The organism is Streptomyces sp. NPDC002276 (genome assembly GCF_053891435.1).
Genome location: NZ_JBSFCQ010000004.1, coordinates 539,932 through 557,006, shown reverse-complemented (window position 1 = coordinate 557,006; position 17,075 = coordinate 539,932). Strand labels below are relative to the sequence as shown.

Sequence of the window (17,075 nt, the reverse complement as noted above, 5' to 3'; positions counted from 1 at the left end):
ACACCGGGCGGTGAGCGGCGTACGAGCGCAGAATCGGAACCATGGATCTGCCGGTGATGCCGCCCGTGAAGCCGATGCTCGCCAAGTCGGTGGCGAGGATTCCGCCGGGCATGCACTACGAGGCCAAGTGGGACGGCTTCCGGGCGATCGTGTTCCGCGACGGCGCCGAGGTCGAGCTGGGCAGCCGTACCGGAAAGCCGCTGACCAGGTACTTTCCCGAACTGGTCGAGGCGTTGAAGGCGCGGGTGCCGGAGCGCTGCGTGCTGGACGGGGAGATCGTGATCGCGCGGGAGGGGCGGCTCGACTTCGACGCGCTGACCGAGCGCATCCACCCGGCCGAGTCGCGGGTGCGGACGCTGGCCGAGCGGACCCCGGCCTCCTTCGTCGCCTTCGACCTGCTGGCCCTGGCCGACGAGTCGTTGCTCGACATACCGCTCGGCGACCGGCGGGCGCTGCTCGTACGGGCGCTGTCCGACGCGACCCCGCCCGTGCACCTCGCGCCCGCGACCACCGACGTCGAGGTGGCGCAACGGTGGTTCGAGCAGTACGAGGGGGCCGGGCTCGACGGTGTCGTGGCGAAGCCGCTGGACCTGCGCTACCGCCAGGACGAGCGGGCCATGTTCAAGATCAAGCACGAGCGGACGGCGGACGTGGTGGTCGCCGGGTACCGCCTGCACAAGAGCGGACCGGTGGTGGGTTCACTCCTGCTCGGTCTCCACGACGACCACGGCACCCTCCAACACGTGGGCGTGTCCGCCGCCTTCACCATGAAGCGGCGCGCCGAGCTGATCGAGGAGCTGGAGCCGCTGCGCATGGACGACCCCACCGGCCATCCGTGGGCGGCCTGGGCGGAGGAGGCCGCGCACGAGGGCGCCCGGCTGCCGGGGGCGCCGAGCCGCTGGTCCGGCAAGAAGGACCTGTCCTGGGTGCCGCTGCGGCCCGAGTGGGTGGCCGAGGTGGCGTACGACCACATGGAGAACGGCGCGCGCTTCCGGCACACGGCGCGTTTCCGCCGCTGGCGCCCGGACCGCACGCCCGAGAGCTGCACCTACGCACAGCTGGAGGAACCGGTCCGCTACGACCTCGCGGAGATCCTCGGTCCGCCGGACTGACTTCTTCCGGATCTTCCGGTGGGCCGATCGGCCCATTCGACGCGCACAAACACAACCGAGCGGGTATGGCCACCAATGAACTTATAAGAGCACAATCGAAAACACGGACTGGTGGCAACGGTGGGCATGGGACAGAGGGCGCCCCGGCGTCGCGGCGCGAGACGAGCGGCGCTGCTGGCCGCCACGATGACGGCCTCCCTCGCGGTGGGCTGCACGGCACATCACGGCGGCACCACCGACGACGGACGCGGACGGACCCACTCCCCCACGCAGAGCCCGACCGAGAGTCCGAGCACGGTCGCCCCCGCCGCAGGACCGGTCCTCGCGGTGAAGATCGACAACGTGCCGGCGGCCCGCCCGCAGACGGGCCTGGACTCGGCGGACATCGTCTACGCCGAGCAGGTCGAGGGCGGACTGAGCCGGCTGATGGCGGTGTTCGCCACCAAGCTGCCCAGGTCCGTTGGACCGGTCCGCAGCGCGCGTGTCTCCGACCTGGAGCTGCTGCGCCAGTTCGACGACCCGACGCTCGCCTTCTCCGGTGCCCAGCACAAGCTGCTGCCGCTGATCGACAAGGCGCCGCTGCGGTCCGCGTCGCCCGACGAGGTGGCGAGCGCCTACTACCGGGGTGCCGACAAGTCCGCCCCGCACAACCTCTATCTGCGCCCGAGCAAGCTGCTCTCGTCCGCCCCCGGCGCGGCGGCTCTGACCACCGGTTTCCGCTACGGCGCGGCCCCCGCGGGCGGCAAGGCCACCGCCTCCCGCACGGTGCGCTATCCGGCGGCCCGCTTCACCTTCACCTGGTCCGGGTCGCAGCACCGCTGGCTGGTCACCGAGGACGGCACGCCCACCGTGACGACCGCCGGGAAGCGGCTGGCCCCGGCGACGGTCGTCGTCCAGTACGTGAAGATCCAGAAGTCCGCCTATCACGACGTCCTCGGCAACAACACGCCGTACACGGTGACCGTCGGCTCCGGGAAGGCGGACGTCCTGCGGGACGGCCGTACCTACAGCGTCGACTGGAAGCGGCCGACGGCGCCGGACGGGACGGAGTTCACCACCTCCGACGGCACGCCCGTGAACTTCGCGAAGGGCCAGGTCTGGGTGGTGTTCGCGAAGGCCTGACAGCGATGGCCCGAGGGTCAGCGGTGGGCGGCGAGGGGCTCCGTGGGGTTGCGGAGTCCCTCGGCCGCGTCGGAGACGCGTTGGACGAGGTCGAGGAAGACGCCCTGTTCCTCGGCGGAGAGGGGGGCCAGGAAGACCTGGTTCATGCGGGCGGTGCGGACGGCGAGCTTGCGGTGGGCGCGTCGGCCGTCGTCGGTGAGGCAGAGCAGGAAACGGCGGCCGTCGCGCGCGTCACGTACCTTGTCGAGGAGACCGCGGCCGCTCAGCCGGCTGATCACCTCGGCGACGGTGGACCGGTCCAAGCCCACCCGCTCGCCGACCGTGCGCTGGTCGAGCCCCGGTTCGGCGACGAGTGCGTTGAGCACCGCGAACTGCGGGGAGGTGATCTCCTCGGAGACCATCGTGTTCCACAGCAGGTAGTGCGCCTGCTGGAGCCGCCGGGCGAGGTGCCCGGGGTGAATGGTGAGGTCCACCGCGCCCATGTGCCCTCCCGAAGTCGTATTCGTCCGTGCACTGAACGATACCCGGGGACCCTGGGGCCGAGTCCAGGCCTGTGCACGGAGCCGACCTGGGGCTTCTCCCAGGTCTTGACGGAGCGGCCCCACAGTGGCAGCGTGAAAGAAACTTCACCGAAATGCTCAGTGCCCTGACGAACTGCGGCGATCTGCACCGCACGGACTGCTGACCGGGCGCTTTGACGGGACGGAGCTTCACGGATGGACAAGGTGGTCGCCACGGCCCTGGAGGCAGTGGCCGATGTGCCGGACGGAGCGACGCTGGCCGTCGGCGGCTTCGGGCTGAGCGGGGTACCGAACGTGCTGATCCAGGCGCTGTACGAACGCGGGGTCGGCGCGCTGGGCGTGGTGTCCAACAACTGCGGGGCGCTGGAGTCCGGCCTCGCCGTACTGCTGGCCGCCGGCCGCATCGCCCGGGTCACCGGCTCCTACATCGGCGCCAACAAGGAGTTCGCCCGCCAGTACCTGGCCGGGGAACTGGAGGTCGAACTGATCCCTCAGGGCACCCTCGCGGAACGGCTGCGCGCGGGCGGGGCGGGCATCCCCGCCTTCTACACCCCCGCGGGCGTCGGCACCCAGATCGCCGAGGGCGGACTGCCCTGGCGCTACGACGGCTCCGGCGGGGTCTCGCTCGCCTCCCCGCCGAAGGAGGTACGGGACTTCGACGGCACCGAGTACGTCCTGGAGCGGGGCATCCGCACCGACTTCGCCCTGGTGCGGGCCGCGAAGGGCGACCGGCACGGGAACCTCGTCTTCAACAAGTCGACCCGCAACTTCAACCCCCTCGCCGCCATGGCGGGCAGGGTGACGATCGCCGAGGTCGAGGAGCTGGTGGAGCCCGGCGCGATCGACCCGGACGCGGTCCACCTGCCGGGCATCTTCGTGCAGCGGGTGCTGGCCCTCACCCCCGAACAGGCCGCCGACAAGCGGATCGAGCAGCGAACGGTGACGGTGAGCGGCTGATGGCCTGGACACGCGAACAGATGGCGGCCCGCGCGGCCCGCGAACTTCAGGACGGGCAGTACGTCAATCTCGGCATCGGACTGCCGACCCTGATCCCCAACTACCTCCCGCCCGGCGTCGAGGTGATCCTCGAATCCGAGAACGGCATCCTGGGCACCGGCCCGTATCCGACCGAGGACCAGGTCGACCCGGATCTCATCAACGCCGGCAAGGAGACCGTGACGGTCCTGCCGGGCGCCTCCTTCTTCGACTCGTCGCTCTCCTTCGGGATGATCCGGGGCGGTCACATAGACGTCGCCGTGCTGGGCGCGATGCAGGTCTCGGCCGGGGGCGACCTCGCGAACTGGGCGATCCCCGGCAAGCTGATCACCGGGATCGGCGGAGCGATGGACCTCGTCCACGGCGCCCGCACGGTCATCGTCGTGATGACCCATGTCGCCAAGGACGGCTCCCCGAAGATCCTCAAGGAGTGCGCCCTGCCGCTCACCGGCAAGGCGTGCGTGAACCGGGTCATCACCGATCTCGGCGTGCTCGACGTGACACCCGAGGGGCTGGTGCTCACCGAGACCGCGCCCGGCGTGACCGTCGAGGAGATCGTCGCCAGGACCGACGCCGAACTGACCGTCACGGAGGGCCTGTTGTGAACACCGTCTACATCGTCGACGCCGTCCGCACCCCGTTCGGCAAGTACAGCGGAGGCCTCGCCCCGGTCCGCCCCGACGACCTGGCGGCCCACGCCATCCGCGAACTCCTCGCCCGCACCCCGGACCTGGACCCCGCCCGCATCGAGGACGTCTACTTCGGCAACGCCAACGGCGCCGGCGAGGAGAACCGCGACGTGGCCCGCATGGCCACCCTCCTCGCGGGCCTGCCCACCTCCGTGCCGGGCGTGACCGTCAACCGGCTCTGCGCGTCCGGTCTGGAGGCGGTGATCCAGGCGGCCCGCGCCATCGCGGTCGGGGACGCCTCGATCGCCGTGGCGGGCGGGGTGGAGTCGATGACCCGCGCGCCCTACGTCCTGCCCAAGTCGGACCGCCCCTTCCCGGCCGGGCACACCGAGCTGTACTCGACCACGCTCGGCTGGCGCATGGTCAACCCGGCCATGAACCCGCAGTGGACCATCCCGCTCGGCGAGAGCGCGGAGTTGATCGCCGACAAACACAAGATCAGCCGCGAGCAGCAGGACGAGTTCGCGCTCGCCAGCCACCAGAAGGCGGCCGACGCGCAGGCCGCGGGGCTCTTCGACGGCGAGATCGCCGCCGTCCCGGTCCCGCAGCGCAAGGGCGACCCGGTCCCCTTCGCCGCCGACGAATGCGTACGGACGGACGCCTCCCTGGCGGCGATGGCCCGGCTCAAGCCGTCGTTCCGCACCGAGAACGGAACGGTCACGGCGGGCAACGCCTCGCCGCTCAACGACGGTGCCGCCGCCCTGCTGCTGACCGACGAGGAAGGCCTCAGGGCCACCGGCCGCCAGCCCCTCGCCCGGGTCTCGGCGACCGGCGTGCACGCGCTCGACCCCGACTACTTCGGACTCGCCCCCGTCGAGGCCGTGAACCGCGCACTCGCCAAAGCGGGCAAGGGATTTGACGACCTGTCGGTCCTCGAACTCAACGAGGCCTTCGCCGCCCAGGTCCTCGGATGCGTCGCCGAATGGCCCGAGTTCGACCCGGCGATCCTCAACCCCCAGGGTGGTGCCATCGCGTTGGGCCACCCCCTCGGCGCCTCCGGTGCCCGGCTCGCCGGCACCGTCGCCCACCAACTCGCCCGCAAGGGAACAGGAGTTGGCGTCGCCACCCTCTGCATCGGCGTGGGCCAGGGCCTCGCCCTAGTCCTCGAACGGTAGGAACCCCCATGGCTCTCACCCAGCACGACATCGACCTCGAAATAGCGGCCGAGCACGCGACGTACGAGAAGCGGGTCGCGGACGGCGCCCCGGTCGAGCACCACCCGCGCCGCGACTACGCCCCCTACCGTTCCTCACTCCTGCGCCACCCGAAACAGCCGCCGGTCACCATCGACGTGTCCAAGGACCCGGAACTGGTGGAGCTGGCCTCCCCCGCCTTCGGCGAGCGGGACATCACCGAGATCGACAACGACCTGACCCGACAGCACAACGGCGAGCCGATCGGTGAACGGATCACCGTCTCCGGGCGGCTGTTGGACCGGTCCGGACGGCCGATCCGCGGCCAGCTGGTCGAGATCTGGCAGGCCAACTCGGCCGGCCGCTACGCGCACCAGCGCGAGCAGCACGACGCCCCGCTGGACCCCAACTTCACCGGTGTCGGGCGCACGTTGACGGACGGCGACGGCAACTACCGCTTCACGACGGTCCAACCGGGCCCCTACCCCTGGCGCAACCACGTCAACGCCTGGCGCCCGGCGCACATCCACTTCTCGATGTTCGGCACGGCGTTCACCCAACGCCTCGTGACCCAGATGTACTTCCCCAGCGACCCGCTCTTCCCCTACGACCCGATCATCCAGTCGGTGACGGACGACGCGGCCCGGCAGCGCCTCGTCGCGACCTACGACCACGGCCTGTCCGTGCCCGAGTTCTCGATGGGCTACCACTGGGACATCGTGCTCGACGGCCCGCACGCCACCTGGATCGAAGAAGGACGCTGACCCGCCATGACGAAGATCGACACGAGCCGCCCGGAGTCCGTGCTGCCGACCCCGTCGCACACGGTCGGCCCCTTCTACGGCTACGCGCTCCCGTTCCCCGGCGGCGGCGACATCGCACCGGTCGGCCACCCGGACACGATCACCGTCCAGGGATACGTCTACGACGGCGAGGGCAATCCGCTGCCGGACGCCTTCGTCGAGTTGTGGGGTCCGGACCCCGACGGCAACCTGTCCACCACCGACGGCTCGATCCGGCGCGACCCGGCCAGCGGCGGCTATCTCGGCCGCAACGGCGTGGAGTTCACCGGCTGGGGCCGCATCCAGACCGACGCCAACGGCCACTGGTACGCGCGGACACTGCGGCCGGGCGCACGCGGTTGGAACGCTCCATACCTGAGTGCCTGCGTCTTCGCGCGCGGACTGCTGGTGCACCTCTTCACCCGGATCTACCTCCCGGGCGACGAGGCCGCGCTCGCCGCCGACCCGCTGCTGTCCGGGCTGGACCCGGCGCGGCGCGACACGCTGATCGCGCGAGACGAGGGCCGGGGCACCTACCGTTTCGACATCCGCCTTCAGGGCGAAGGCGAAACGGTCTTCCTGGAGTTCCAGTGACTTCTCCCGACCCGTCGGACAGCGGCCTGCTCGCCCCCGGGTGGGTCGGTTCCCCCGCCGCGTCCGCGACCAGCGACACCGCGTATCTACGAGCACTGCTCGACGCGGAGGCCGCGCTCACCCGCGCCCAGGCGGCGCTCGGGCTCGCGCCCGCCGAGGCGGCTGCGGCAGTGACGGCCGCGGCCGACGTGGACGGCTTCGACGTACGGTCCCTCGCGAAGCGCGCCCGTGGCGGCGGCAACCCGGTGATCCCACTGGTCGCGGACCTCACGAAGGCGGTCGGCGCGGAGTACGGCCCCTACGTCCACCGGGGCGCGACCAGCCAGGACATCATGGACACGGCAACGATGCTGGTCGCCGCCCGCACCCTGGACCTGGTCCTGGCCGACCTCACGCGTACGGAGGTCGCCCTGGCGGCACTGGCTGCCGCCCACCGCGACACCGCGCTGCCGGGCCGCACGCTCACCCAGCACGCCGTACCGACGACCTTCGGGCTGAAGGCGGCCGGATGGCGGTCGCTGGTGCTCGACGCACGGGACCGGCTGCGGGTGGTGCGGAGTGCGCTGCCCGTCCAACTCGGGGGCGCGGCAGGCACGTTGGCGGCCTTTGCGGCGTACGGCGCCGAGGACCCGCTCGCGCTGCCGGAGGCGTACGCCCGCGAACTCGGCCTGGCGGCACCGTTGTTGCCCTGGCACACGCTACGGACGCCGGTCGCCGATCTCGCCGGATGCCTGGCCTTCGCGGCGGGCGCACTGGGCAAACTCGCCGCCGATGTGCTCGTCCTGGGCCGCACCGAGATCGCCGAGGTCTCGGAGGGCAGCGGCGGCGGTTCGTCGGCCATGCCGCACAAGGCGAATCCCGTACGGTCCACACTGATCGCCGCCGCCGCGCGGCAGGCACCGCAGCTCGCGGCCGTCCTCTACGGCTCGCTGGTCGCCGAGGACGAACGGCCGGCCGGGGCCTGGCACGCCGAGTGGGAACCGCTCAGGGAACTGCTGCGACTGGCCGGCGGTGCGGCGCGCGATGCCGTCGAACTGGCCGAGGGGATGCGGGTGCGCCCGGAGGCGATGCGTGAACACCTCGACGTCACCCATGGGTTGATCGTCTCCGAGCGGCTGTCGGCCGAGCTGGCGCCGCTGCTCGGGCGGACCCGGGCGAAGGAGCTGCTCACGGAGGTCGCGCGGCTCGCCTATGCCGAAGGCCGCCCGTTGGCCGAACTGCTCGCCCAGGAGCCCGAGTTGAAGGATCTCGACCTCTCCGCACTCACCGACCCCACCCGCTACACGGGTTCCGCCGGAGCCCTCACCGACCGTGCGCTGGAGCGACGTTGACCGAGAAGCTGCTCAACTTCCGTGCCGAGGGGCCCTCTTCGGAGACCCCGCTCCTGCTCGGCCCCTCGCTGGGTACGTCGTACGCGCTCTGGGACGAGGTCGCGCCCGAACTGTCCATCACCCACCGGGTGATCCGCTGGGATCTGCCGGGGCACGGGGGTTCGGCGGCCGGGCTGATCGGTCCCGGGGCGACGGTCGGTGACCTCGCCGATCTGGTGCTCGCGCTCGCCGACTCCCTCGGGATCGGGCAATTCGCCTACGCGGGCGTGTCGTTGGGCGGTGCCGTCGGTCTGCATCTCGCGGTGGAGCACCCCGAGCGGGTGTCGTCGCTCGCCGTGATCTGTTCCTCCGCGCACTTCAACGGGGCGAAGCCGTGGGAGGAACGGGCCGCGCGGGTGCGGAGCGAGGGGCTGGACTGGCTGGCCGAGAACGCGAACTCCCGTTGGTTCACACCCGGGTTCACCGTGCCGCGACTGGTGGCCGACCAGCGGGCCGCCGACCCGGCCGCGTACGCCGCGTGCTGTGACGCGCTGGCCGCGTTCGACCTGCGGTCGCGGCTGTCCGAGATCGGCGCGCGCACGCTGGTGATCGCCGGGCGCGAGGATCCGGCGACCCCGCCGACGCATCTGCGGGAGATCGCCGACGCGGTGGCGGGCGCGGCGCTCGTCGAGATCCCGGGGGCCTCGCATCTGGCGCCCGCGCAGTGTCCGGAGGCCGTCCTGACGGCGCTGCGCGCGCACTTGGACGGGGGTGCGCGGCGCGGTATGGCGGTGCGGCGCGAGGTGCTCGGCGACGAGCACGTGGACCGGGCGCAGGCCCGGCAGACACCGTTCACCGCGCGCTATCAGGACTTCATCTCGCGGTACGCGTGGGGGGAGATCTGGACCGATCCCACGTTGTCGCGGCGCGAGCGGAGCATGGTCACGCTGACGGCGTTGATCGCGCATGGGCACTACGACGAGTTGGCCATGCATGTTCGGGCGGCTCGGCGCAATGGGCTCACGGCGGAGGAGATCGGCGCGGTGCTGTTGCAGAGTGCGGTGTATTGCGGGGTGCCCGCGGCGAACTCGGCATTCGCCGTGGCGCAGCGGGTGTTGGAGGAAGACGGCGACTGAGGGGGTGGGGGTGACGTTGTGAGTCGACCGCGGCTGCGTCGTGGCCGGTCGCGCAGTCCCCCCGCCCCCCACTCACCGGCCCGCAGCCGAACGACACCTCATCGCAACCCCCTCCCCGTCTCCAGCACTTCCCGCGCCTGTGTCACCAAACCGTCCGCCCCGCACGAACGCGCCAGCGTCAAGCCCCTGTTGATCTCCGCGACCGAGCGCGCGGCGATCCCGTACTCCACCCGCGCCGCCGCATGCTCGTACTGGCAGGGCGAGGACTCCAGGTAGGCGACCGCCTGCGCGGCCAGCCGGACCGCGCGCTGGCCGGTCTCCAGCGCGGCGGCGCAGCGCAAGGCCTCGCCGATGGCCGTGTCCGTGCCGAAGCGTTCGGCCCGGCGGCGGGCGTCGGAGGCGAGTTGGGCGGCGCGGGTCGGGTCCTCGACGGCGAGGGCCCGGGCGAGGTCGATGGCCCACGGGACCAGTACCGGATTGTGGTGGCCGCGGACGCTCGCCGCCTTCGCGGCCTGCTCCAGCTCGTTGATGCCGTCCTTGGTCCGGCCGACGGCGATCAGCAGCCGGCCGCGCACACAGCGGGGGTCGGGCAGCACGATGGTGGACGGGTACGGCGGTGCGAAGTCGTACTGTTCGGCGAGCTCCCACGCCTCCTCGATATGGCCGCGGGCGAGCAGGGTGTCGACCAGGTTGCAGGTCGCCGACCAGTACAGGGGCAGTCCGCGGCCGACCCGCTCGGCCAGCCGCAGGGACTCCCGCAGCGAGATCTCCGCCTCCCGGAGCCGGCCGCGCCTGCGCAGGCCGAGGCCCAGATAGGCGTGCGCCAGGGAGAGGTGGCCGCCGCTCCAGCCCGCCGACTCGTAGGCGCGCAGCGCTTCGTTGTACAGGCTCTCCGCGCGGTCCAGGCGGTCCGTGTAGGCGTACGCGCTGGCCAGCATCATGAGGATCTCCAGGCCCCACTCGGTGTCGGTCCAGCCGAGTCCAGGGGCGAGCCGCCCGTTGACGAGGGCGCGGTCGCAGACCTCGACGACCTCCTCGGCGTTCTCGCCGTGGGTCATGGCGTCGAAGCCGCGCAGGATCAGCAGGGCCCGCTCGGAGTTGTCGCGGCCGGTGCAGGTCGCGGCGAGTTCGGCGAGCCGGTCGGAGCGTCCCGGGGAGGTGCCCTCGCCCGCGTGGATGCCCTCCCACATGTACTGCACGGCCTGCAACCGCATCCTGGCGGCGCCCGGTTCGTGCCGGGCGGCCTCCGCCTCGACGGTGCGGACGGCCTCCTCCAGCTGGTCGTTGTGGGTCAGGGCCTGGGACAGCCGGAAGACGGCGTCCACGCGCGCGTGGCCGTCGAGGCCCGGCATGGCCAGGGCGCTCTGGATGTGGCCGATGGTGACGGCGGGTGCGGTGAGCAGGGTGGCGCAGCCCAGTTCGTAGAGCACGCTCGCGTGGGTCTCGGCGAGCGGCGGCTCCACCAGGGCGCGCTCCAGACAGCGGCGGGCGGCGTCGGGGGCGCCGATGGAGAGGTGTTCCCTAGCGGCCTCGCGCAGTTGCTCGACGAGTTCCTGGTCCTCCTCCGGGTGTACTTGGAGGAGGTGCCGTGAGGCGGCCGCGGCGCCACGGCCGGAGTCGGTGACGACCTGGGCGGCGATGCCGTGCATGGCCGTACGCCAGCCGCCCGGGATGGAGTCGTAGACGGCGCTGGCGATCAGTGGGTGGACGAACTCCAGCTCGCCGGCGTCGGCTTGGGCGGGGTCGGGGGCGGTCAGGATGCGGGCGCTGCGCAGGAGTTCGGCGCAGCGGTCCGCCTCGTCGCCGGTGATGGTGGCGAGGCGGGCGACCAGTTTCGCGGAGATGCCGGTGCCGAGGATGGCGGCGGCCCAGGCGAAGCGGGTGGCCTCGATGCCCAGTCCGTCGAGGCGGGCGACGAGGCCGTCGCCGCGCGAGGAGGCGTTCAGGTCGCGCAGCTCGGCGGCCGAGGCCTCGACCGGCTGGAGTTGGCTGTCCTGCACCTTGGCGAGGAGTTCGACGGTCTCGTACGGGTTGCCGCCGGTGACCGCCCACACCTCGCGGCAGAACGGGTCGTCGGCGTGCGGCCCGACGGTGGCGCGGGTGAGGCCGGCGGTCGCGTTCGGGGTCAGGACGTTCAGGTGGGTGATGGGGCTGCCGGTGAGGTCGGCGATCGCGTCCAGATACCGGCCGCGCTCGCCGGTGACCTCGTCGGGCCTGCGGGCGACCACGACGAGGACGGACAGGTCGTCGAGGCGCTCGGCGAACGCGGAGAGCCAGCGCAGGGTCTGCTGGTCGGCCCAGTGGGCGTCGTCGATCAGCAGGACGAGGGGCCACTCGCGTTTGGCGAGTCTGCGTACGGCGGCGACCAGGCCGTCGCACACGCCCTGCGGGTCGGCCCGTCGCTCGCCGGGTTCGGCGATGCCGAGGGCGGGTCCCGCGATGTCGTACCAGTCGCCGAGGTACTCGCGGGCCTCCTCGGGCATCAGCGAGAGCAGGGCGGGCTGCAATAACTGTCGTACGACGTTGAAGGGGACGGACTTGAGGGTCTCGCCGCCGCGGGCCTGCCAGACCACGCACTTGCGTTCCTCGGCGATGCGGCGGGTCTCCGCGAGGAGCGCGGTCTTGCCGAATCCCGCCTCGCCCCGGACGACCAGCAGACTGCCCGAGGACGACCGGTCCACGCACAGGGCGTCGATCGCCTCCACGACACCGGCGATCTCTTCGTCGCGCTCCCACAGGGAGGCCGAGGTGGCCTCCGGGGGCCGGTCCTCCGTCATCCCGATTCCTCCCCGAGTAGGCCGAACGACGTACAGGCCTTGAGCGTAGCCGTCCGGCTGCCGGTGCGGAGGCGGGTCCGGGGAGCTGTTGCCGTATCGGGTGACGGCGGGGCGTATGGGCGTGACGAACAGTCAGAAGACGTCAAATAAAGCCGTTTTCGATCAGACCCGTCATGCATGAGCGGACGCGTCGCGCCGCCCAACCTATGAATCAGCTCAAATCCGTTGCCCGGGCCGCGGGTTGCGTGATCGACTCTGCCCGGCGACCAGCGTTGACATGAGCGAATCAACGTGAGTCGCCCGGTCCGGAATCGGACCCTCACCACACACAACGGGGAATCAACCATGAACAAGAAGTGGGCCAGTGCCGCCCTCGTCACCGGCGTGATGGCATCGGCGCTCGTCGCGGTACCGGCGACCCAGGCGTCCGCCGTCGTCAATTGCACAGGCAAATACAAGATCACCTGGGCGTCGAAGAAGAGCCCCTGGGCGATCACCCACCGGAAGGTCATCGAGAACTACACGGGCGGCACGGTCACCAAGACGTACAGCGTCGAGAAGATCTATGTGCTCGGGGCCTCCGCGACCTTCACCGCCGGCGCCAAGTTCAAGCAGGACGCCGTCCTGGAAAGCATGGAGGAGAGCTTCGACGCGCAGCTCCAGATGTCGGGCTCGTACACCAACAAGCACGCCGAGAGCATCACTTACACGCTCAGCAAGAACGACACGTACGTGCTCTACTCCGGCACCCACAAGGTCACCGGCAACTGGACGCGGTACAAGTGCGAGGCCTCGCACTGGTTCAAGACCGGCCAGTACGGCAAGGCGCAGAGCTGGACGCAGGAGGTGGACGGCGGTGTCCGCTGCGGTGCCACCGTCCCCAAGACCAGCCTCGCCGCGGCGGTCAAGAAGAAGTACTGCTGATCGCGGAACGCGAGGCGGCCGGAGGCGGCCCCACCCGTACGACGACGGCCCGGGAGCGATTCCGGGCCGTCGCCCGTTGTCGGGGGGAGAGCGCGGCGACGACGCCGTCGCGACCGGATCCTCTCATCCCGCTTTCACCGACGCCTCATACGGTAGGGACATGACGCAGGTGACTCCCCCCGGGTGGTACCCCGATCCCGGGCAGACGAATGACGGTCCCGCCACCGAGCGCTGGTGGGACGGCAAGGCATGGACGGACCGGACCCGCCCGGCCGGGTCGGCCGCCGAATGGGGTCCTCCGACCGAGCCGCCGTTCCCTGGGGCGTACCCGGCGTATCCCGCGCAGCCCCCGGCCGCGCCGCGCCGCAATCTGCGCACGGGCATAGCCGTGGCGGTGGCCGTCGCGGTCCTGACGGCGATCGGTGTCGGCGCCTACGCCCTGTCCGGCGACGGCAGTGGGAACGGCAACCAGGCCGGCACCCAGCAGGCGCCGAACGGCCAGGGCGGCACCGGCGGCCAGAGCGGCCCCGAGGGACAGGGCGGTACGGGCGGCCAGGGCAATCCCTTCGGCGGGTCCGGTGGCACAGGCGGCTCCGGCGGGACGGGCGGTTCCGGTGGCACGGGCGGTTCCGGTGGCACGGGCGGTGCGACACCCGCGCCCAGCCAGTCCGCGCAGCCGAAGGTGAAGGCCGGCGGCACGGTGACCGACTCGCTCGACGGCATCAGCTTCACCGTGCCGGCCGACTGGTACGGCCAGGTCATCGAGGGTGGCGCGCAGGTGTCGTCGAACTCCTCGTACAAGTGCCCCGGCGACACCTCCAAGACCTGCACCAACGGAGGCGCGAACTCCGCCCCGGCCGTGCTCCTCGGCACGCAGGGCTCCACTCCCGAGGAGGTCGCGAAGGCGGACATCTCCGCCGCCGCCGAACAGACCTACGGCGGTGGTGTCTACGGCAGCATCACCTCGCACCAGGTGCTCGCCTCCAAGGCCGTCACCGTCGCCGGGCAGAAGGGCTACCTGGTGCGCTGGAAGGCGGTCACCAGCAAGGGCGCGGACGGCTATGTCGAGTCGCTGGCGTTCCCCTCGCCCGCGAGCACCGGCCAGATGGTCGTGGTCCGCTTCGGCGTCGACGTCGGTCAGAAGGAGTCCGTGATCGACGAGATCACCGCGGGCATCAAGGTCGCCACGGGCGGCGGCGACGGCCAGACGATCTGACCTGATCCGCCCCCGGCACACAGTCGGCCGGGTGGGGCGCCTCTCCGCTCAAGAGGAACCCCACCCGGCCGGGGGGTGCGCGCCGCCCCCGTCCCCACGGTGCGGCGCGGCCAGGTCACCGTCCAGTCATCCCATGGACGGCGGCCTGATTCTCAGGGCGACCCGGACAGGCCCAGCGCGGGGAGCACCGCGGCCTCCACGAATCTCACGAGGTAGTCGGGGTCGGCGTAGCAGCCCTCCAGGACGGGGCGGGCCCGCAGGACGCCGAAGATCTGGGCGGGGACATACGGCAGCGCTGGCTGGTCGGCCGGGATCTCGCCGCGTTCCACACCGCGGCGCAGGATGTCCTCCAGCGCGGTGATCTCGGGGTGGACGAGCGCCTCGCGCAGTGCCTGGGCGAGTTCGCTGTCCTGGGTGACGGCGTGGCCGAGGGCCGAGACGAGCTTGGTGTCCTTCGCCGACCAGGCGCCCGCGGCCCGCGCGGCCTGGCGCAGGTCCTCCGCGAGGGAGCCGGTGTCGATGCCGGTGAAGTGCGCCCGGCGGTTGGCGCGCAGCGCGGCGGCGACGAACTGGGGCTTGGTCCCCCACTGCCGGTACAGCGTGGACTTGCTGCACCGGGTGCTGGTGGCGACGCCCTCCATGCTGACGGAGTCGTAGCCGCATTCTCTGATCTGGTCGAGCACGGCGTCGAAGAACTCCCGCTCACGCTCGGGCGTGATCTTGGAGCGGCGCGAGGCGGCGACCGTGTCCGGTGCGTCCTCAGCCTGCGACGTCATGGCTCTTCTCCTCGCTCGGCCCGCGGACCGGGGGTCCGCTCTCCAGTGTGTCTCGTTTCGCTATCGATACGCCAGTGTACCGGTACTCCACCGTATCGGTACCATCTCGTATCGGTACACTGGCGTATCGGAACGAACTCGTACCGATGAGTTCGGGCCGCCGGACGGGTCACAAGCCCTGCCAGCACCACCACACGCACCACCGTCAGCGAAGGGGCCGGGGGATGAATGCCCGCACCGAGCCTGCAGAGCCGGGGACCAGCGCGATAGCGCGGCCCCCGCTCGTCCGTGAGCTCCTGCTCGTCGCAGGACTCTTCCTCGTCTACAAGTTCGGCCGCCAGCTGGCGACGGGCCACACCCGTGAGGCACTGCACAACGCCCGCCACGTGTGGGACCTGGAACGGACCCTCCATCTCCCGAACGAGGGCTCGGTGCAGTCGGTGCTGCTGCACAGCGACACCCTCGTGCACCTCGCGAACACCTTCTACGCGACCGTCCACTTCCCGGCCACCGTCGCTTTCCTGGTCTGGATGTACCTGCGGCGCCCGGCGCACTACGTCTGGGCCCGCCGGGTCCTGGCGACGGTCACCTCGGCCGCCCTGGTCCTGCCCTTCGTGTTCCCGCTGGCGCCCCCGCGCATGCTGTCCGCGACGGGCCTGGTCGACACCGCGAAGGTCTACGGCCCCTCGGTGTACGGCCCGCCGACCAGCGACCACCTCTCGAACCAGTTCGCGGCGATGCCCTCGCTGCACTTCGGCTGGGCCCTGATGGTCGCGGTCGGCCTGATCGTCGCGACCCGGTCCCGCTGGCGCTGGCTGTGGCTGCTGCACCCGCTGGTCACTCTGATGGTGATCGTGGGCACGGCGAACCACTACTGGCTCGACGCGATCGTGGCCGCCGCGATGCTCGGCATCGCCCTCGCGCTGATCCACCCGCCGCACCGCACGGCGACCACGGCGGGCCGCGGCCAGCCGGAACTCGCCCCCGAGAAGCAGCCGGTTCTCGTCGGAGCCGGCCGATGAACGCCACGCTCGTCGCCGTCGTCCTGTCCCTGTTCTCGGCCGTCGCCTACGCGGCCGCCGCCGTGGCCCAGGAACGGCTCGCCTCCCGCAACTCCGACGCGGGCACGCTGCGGCTGCTCGCCACCGGCGCCTGGTGGGGGACGGTCGGGCTGAACGCGGGCGCCGCACTGCTGCACGTCGTGGCCCTCAAGTACGGCCCGCTGACCGTCGTACAGCCGCTGGGCGCGCTCACGCTCGTCGCCGCCGTGCCCATGGGCGCGCGGGTGGCCGGGCGGCGGGTCAGCACCACCGAATGGCGGGGCACCGCGCTCACCCTGCTCGGCCTGTCCGCCCTGCTGGTCACAGCGTCCGGCCCGCAGCCGGACCAAGTCCTCACCGTTCCGCAGGCGTTGGCGGTCGCGGGCGCGACCTCCGCGCTGATCGGCCTGCTGGCCCGGCGCGGCGCGAAGCCCGGTCTACGGCACGCCTCGGCGTCCGGTGTCGCCTCGGGTGTGGCCTCCGCGCTCACGCAGACCGTGACGGTCGCGGCGACGGACCGCTCGGGCCCGCTGCTGAGCATGCAGGTGGTCGGAGTCGCCCTGCTGGTCGCGGTGTTCGCGGCGGGCGGGCTGCTGCTCTCGCAGACCGCCTACCGGGGCGGCCTCGGCGCCCCGCTCGCGGTGGTGACCCTGGCGAACCCGCTGGCCGCCGCAGCGATCGGCCTGGCCCTACTCGGCGAACGCCTCCAGGGCGGCGCGGCCGGCATCCTCCTCGCGCTCGCAGGGGCCGGACTCGCGTCCTGGGGTGTGGTGCTGCTGACCCGGGTGGCGCCGGTCGTGGCGCTGCCGAACGAGTACGGCGACCACGATCATCCCGTGGCCGCCGTGCTGGCACTGGAGCCCCGATCGGCCTCCCTGGAACCGGCGTTGATGCCCCGGCAGCCGGACCGACGGTCCGAGCCGGGGCACCTCACCGCGCTCTGAGCG

Annotated in this window: 16 protein-coding genes; 13 read left to right on the top strand and 3 right to left on the bottom strand. The window is 71.7% G+C overall.

Going from position 1 to position 17,075, the window contains the following annotated elements:
- Positions 1–41: 41 nt before the first annotated feature.
- Positions 42–1,112 (top strand): ATP-dependent DNA ligase, encoded by a 1,071-nt coding sequence (locus ACWIHT_RS14440; RefSeq protein ID WP_456167929.1) that lies wholly within the window; start codon positions 42–44, stop codon positions 1,110–1,112.
- A gap of 126 nt (positions 1,113–1,238) precedes the next feature.
- Positions 1,239–2,234, top strand: coding sequence for a DUF3048 domain-containing protein (locus tag ACWIHT_RS14435; RefSeq protein WP_456167927.1), 996 nt, complete (start codon positions 1,239–1,241; stop codon positions 2,232–2,234).
- Positions 2,235–2,251: 17 nt separating this feature from the next.
- On the opposite strand, the gene ACWIHT_RS14430 is transcribed toward ACWIHT_RS14435, so the two are convergent.
- Complete coding sequence (locus ACWIHT_RS14430) at positions 2,252–2,716, bottom strand: MarR family winged helix-turn-helix transcriptional regulator (RefSeq protein ID WP_456167926.1); 465 nt, start codon at positions 2,714–2,716, stop codon at positions 2,252–2,254.
- A 234-nt stretch (positions 2,717–2,950) separates the two neighbouring features.
- On the opposite strand from ACWIHT_RS14430, the gene ACWIHT_RS14425 reads away from it, so the two are divergent.
- Genes ACWIHT_RS14425 through pcaDC form a run of 7 tightly spaced genes read left to right on the top strand, consistent with a single transcriptional unit; the run spans position 2,951 to position 9,395 of the window.
- Positions 2,951–3,712 (top strand): CoA transferase subunit A, encoded by a 762-nt coding sequence (locus ACWIHT_RS14425; protein ID WP_456167924.1) that lies wholly within the window; start codon positions 2,951–2,953, stop codon positions 3,710–3,712.
- Complete coding sequence (locus ACWIHT_RS14420; protein ID WP_456167922.1) at positions 3,712–4,356, top strand: CoA transferase subunit B; 645 nt, start codon at positions 3,712–3,714, stop codon at positions 4,354–4,356. The genes ACWIHT_RS14425 and ACWIHT_RS14420 overlap by 1 nt, the downstream gene beginning before the upstream one ends.
- Complete coding sequence (locus ACWIHT_RS14415) at positions 4,353–5,555, top strand: thiolase family protein (RefSeq protein ID WP_456167920.1); 1,203 nt, start codon at positions 4,353–4,355, stop codon at positions 5,553–5,555. The genes ACWIHT_RS14420 and ACWIHT_RS14415 overlap by 4 nt, the downstream gene beginning before the upstream one ends.
- Positions 5,556–5,563: 8 nt before the next feature.
- A complete protein-coding gene (pcaH, locus tag ACWIHT_RS14410; RefSeq protein ID WP_456167918.1) occupies positions 5,564–6,337 on the top strand; it encodes a protocatechuate 3,4-dioxygenase subunit beta in 774 nt (257 codons plus the stop codon).
- Between the two features lie 6 nt (positions 6,338–6,343).
- On the top strand, positions 6,344–6,949 hold the full coding sequence (gene pcaG, locus ACWIHT_RS14405; protein WP_456167916.1) for a protocatechuate 3,4-dioxygenase subunit alpha: 606 nt from the start codon (positions 6,344–6,346) through the stop codon (positions 6,947–6,949).
- Positions 6,946–8,280: a 3-carboxy-cis,cis-muconate cycloisomerase gene (gene pcaB, locus ACWIHT_RS14400; protein WP_456167914.1), complete on the top strand. Its 1,335-nt coding sequence runs from the start codon at positions 6,946–6,948 to the stop codon at positions 8,278–8,280. The genes pcaG and pcaB overlap by 4 nt, the downstream gene beginning before the upstream one ends.
- Positions 8,277–9,395: a bifunctional 3-oxoadipate enol-lactonase/4-carboxymuconolactone decarboxylase PcaDC gene (gene pcaDC / locus ACWIHT_RS14395; RefSeq protein ID WP_456167912.1), complete on the top strand. Its 1,119-nt coding sequence runs from the start codon at positions 8,277–8,279 to the stop codon at positions 9,393–9,395. The genes pcaB and pcaDC overlap by 4 nt, the downstream gene beginning before the upstream one ends.
- Positions 9,396–9,493: 98 nt before the next feature.
- Here the strand turns inward: pcaDC and ACWIHT_RS14390 are convergent, their stop codons facing one another.
- A complete protein-coding gene (locus ACWIHT_RS14390; protein ID WP_456167910.1) occupies positions 9,494–12,172 on the bottom strand; it encodes an ATP-binding protein in 2,679 nt (892 codons plus the stop codon).
- 345 nt (positions 12,173–12,517) lie between these two features.
- Between ACWIHT_RS14390 and ACWIHT_RS14385 the strand changes: the two genes are divergently transcribed.
- Together ACWIHT_RS14385 and ACWIHT_RS14380 are read left to right on the top strand one after the other, a co-directional pair.
- Entirely contained in the window at positions 12,518–13,096 is a 579-nt protein-coding gene (locus ACWIHT_RS14385) for a hypothetical protein (protein ID WP_456167908.1), read from the top strand.
- 160 nt (positions 13,097–13,256) lie between these two features.
- Positions 13,257–14,312: a DUF2510 domain-containing protein gene (locus tag ACWIHT_RS14380; protein WP_456167906.1), complete on the top strand. Its 1,056-nt coding sequence runs from the start codon at positions 13,257–13,259 to the stop codon at positions 14,310–14,312.
- A 152-nt stretch (positions 14,313–14,464) separates the two neighbouring features.
- On the opposite strand, the gene ACWIHT_RS14375 is transcribed toward ACWIHT_RS14380, so the two are convergent.
- On the bottom strand, positions 14,465–15,088 hold the full coding sequence (locus ACWIHT_RS14375; RefSeq protein ID WP_456167904.1) for a TetR-like C-terminal domain-containing protein: 624 nt from the start codon (positions 15,086–15,088) through the stop codon (positions 14,465–14,467).
- A 224-nt stretch (positions 15,089–15,312) separates the two neighbouring features.
- Here ACWIHT_RS14375 and ACWIHT_RS14370 point away from each other — a divergent pair, with 224 nt between their 5' ends.
- Both ACWIHT_RS14370 and ACWIHT_RS14365 read left to right on the top strand, forming a co-directional pair.
- Positions 15,313–16,110, top strand: a complete 798-nt coding sequence (locus ACWIHT_RS14370) for a phosphatase PAP2 family protein (protein ID WP_456167902.1) — start codon at positions 15,313–15,315, stop codon at positions 16,108–16,110.
- Positions 16,107–17,072 (top strand): hypothetical protein, encoded by a 966-nt coding sequence (locus ACWIHT_RS14365; protein ID WP_456167900.1) that lies wholly within the window; start codon positions 16,107–16,109, stop codon positions 17,070–17,072. Before ACWIHT_RS14370 ends, ACWIHT_RS14365 begins: the two co-directional genes overlap by 4 nt.
- Positions 17,073–17,075: the final 3 nt, after the last annotated feature.

What these genes read in the sequence shown, in the direction of transcription:
- ACWIHT_RS14440 (WP_456167929.1), top strand. Translation starts at nt 42, where the DNA reads ATGGATCTGCCGGTGATGCCGCCCGTGAAGCCGATGCTCGCCAAGTCG.
- ACWIHT_RS14365 (WP_456167900.1), top strand. Translation starts at nt 16,107, where the DNA reads ATGAACGCCACGCTCGTCGCCGTCGTCCTGTCCCTGTTCTCGGCCGTC.
- ACWIHT_RS14370 (WP_456167902.1), top strand. Translation starts at nt 15,313, where the DNA reads ATGAATGCCCGCACCGAGCCTGCAGAGCCGGGGACCAGCGCGATAGCG.
- ACWIHT_RS14380 (WP_456167906.1), top strand. Translation starts at nt 13,257, where the DNA reads ATGACGCAGGTGACTCCCCCCGGGTGGTACCCCGATCCCGGGCAGACG.
- ACWIHT_RS14420 (WP_456167922.1), top strand. Translation starts at nt 3,712, where the DNA reads ATGGCCTGGACACGCGAACAGATGGCGGCCCGCGCGGCCCGCGAACTT.
- ACWIHT_RS14375 (WP_456167904.1), bottom strand. Translation starts at nt 15,088, where the DNA reads ATGACGTCGCAGGCTGAGGACGCACCGGACACGGTCGCCGCCTCGCGC.
- ACWIHT_RS14435 (WP_456167927.1), top strand. Translation starts at nt 1,239, where the DNA reads ATGGGACAGAGGGCGCCCCGGCGTCGCGGCGCGAGACGAGCGGCGCTG.
- ACWIHT_RS14385 (WP_456167908.1), top strand. Translation starts at nt 12,518, where the DNA reads ATGAACAAGAAGTGGGCCAGTGCCGCCCTCGTCACCGGCGTGATGGCA.
- pcaG (WP_456167916.1), top strand. Translation starts at nt 6,344, where the DNA reads ATGACGAAGATCGACACGAGCCGCCCGGAGTCCGTGCTGCCGACCCCG.
- ACWIHT_RS14390 (WP_456167910.1), bottom strand. Translation starts at nt 12,172, where the DNA reads ATGACGGAGGACCGGCCCCCGGAGGCCACCTCGGCCTCCCTGTGGGAG.
- pcaH (WP_456167918.1), top strand. Translation starts at nt 5,564, where the DNA reads ATGGCTCTCACCCAGCACGACATCGACCTCGAAATAGCGGCCGAGCAC.
- ACWIHT_RS14425 (WP_456167924.1), top strand. Translation starts at nt 2,951, where the DNA reads ATGGACAAGGTGGTCGCCACGGCCCTGGAGGCAGTGGCCGATGTGCCG.
- ACWIHT_RS14430 (WP_456167926.1), bottom strand. Translation starts at nt 2,716, where the DNA reads ATGGGCGCGGTGGACCTCACCATTCACCCCGGGCACCTCGCCCGGCGG.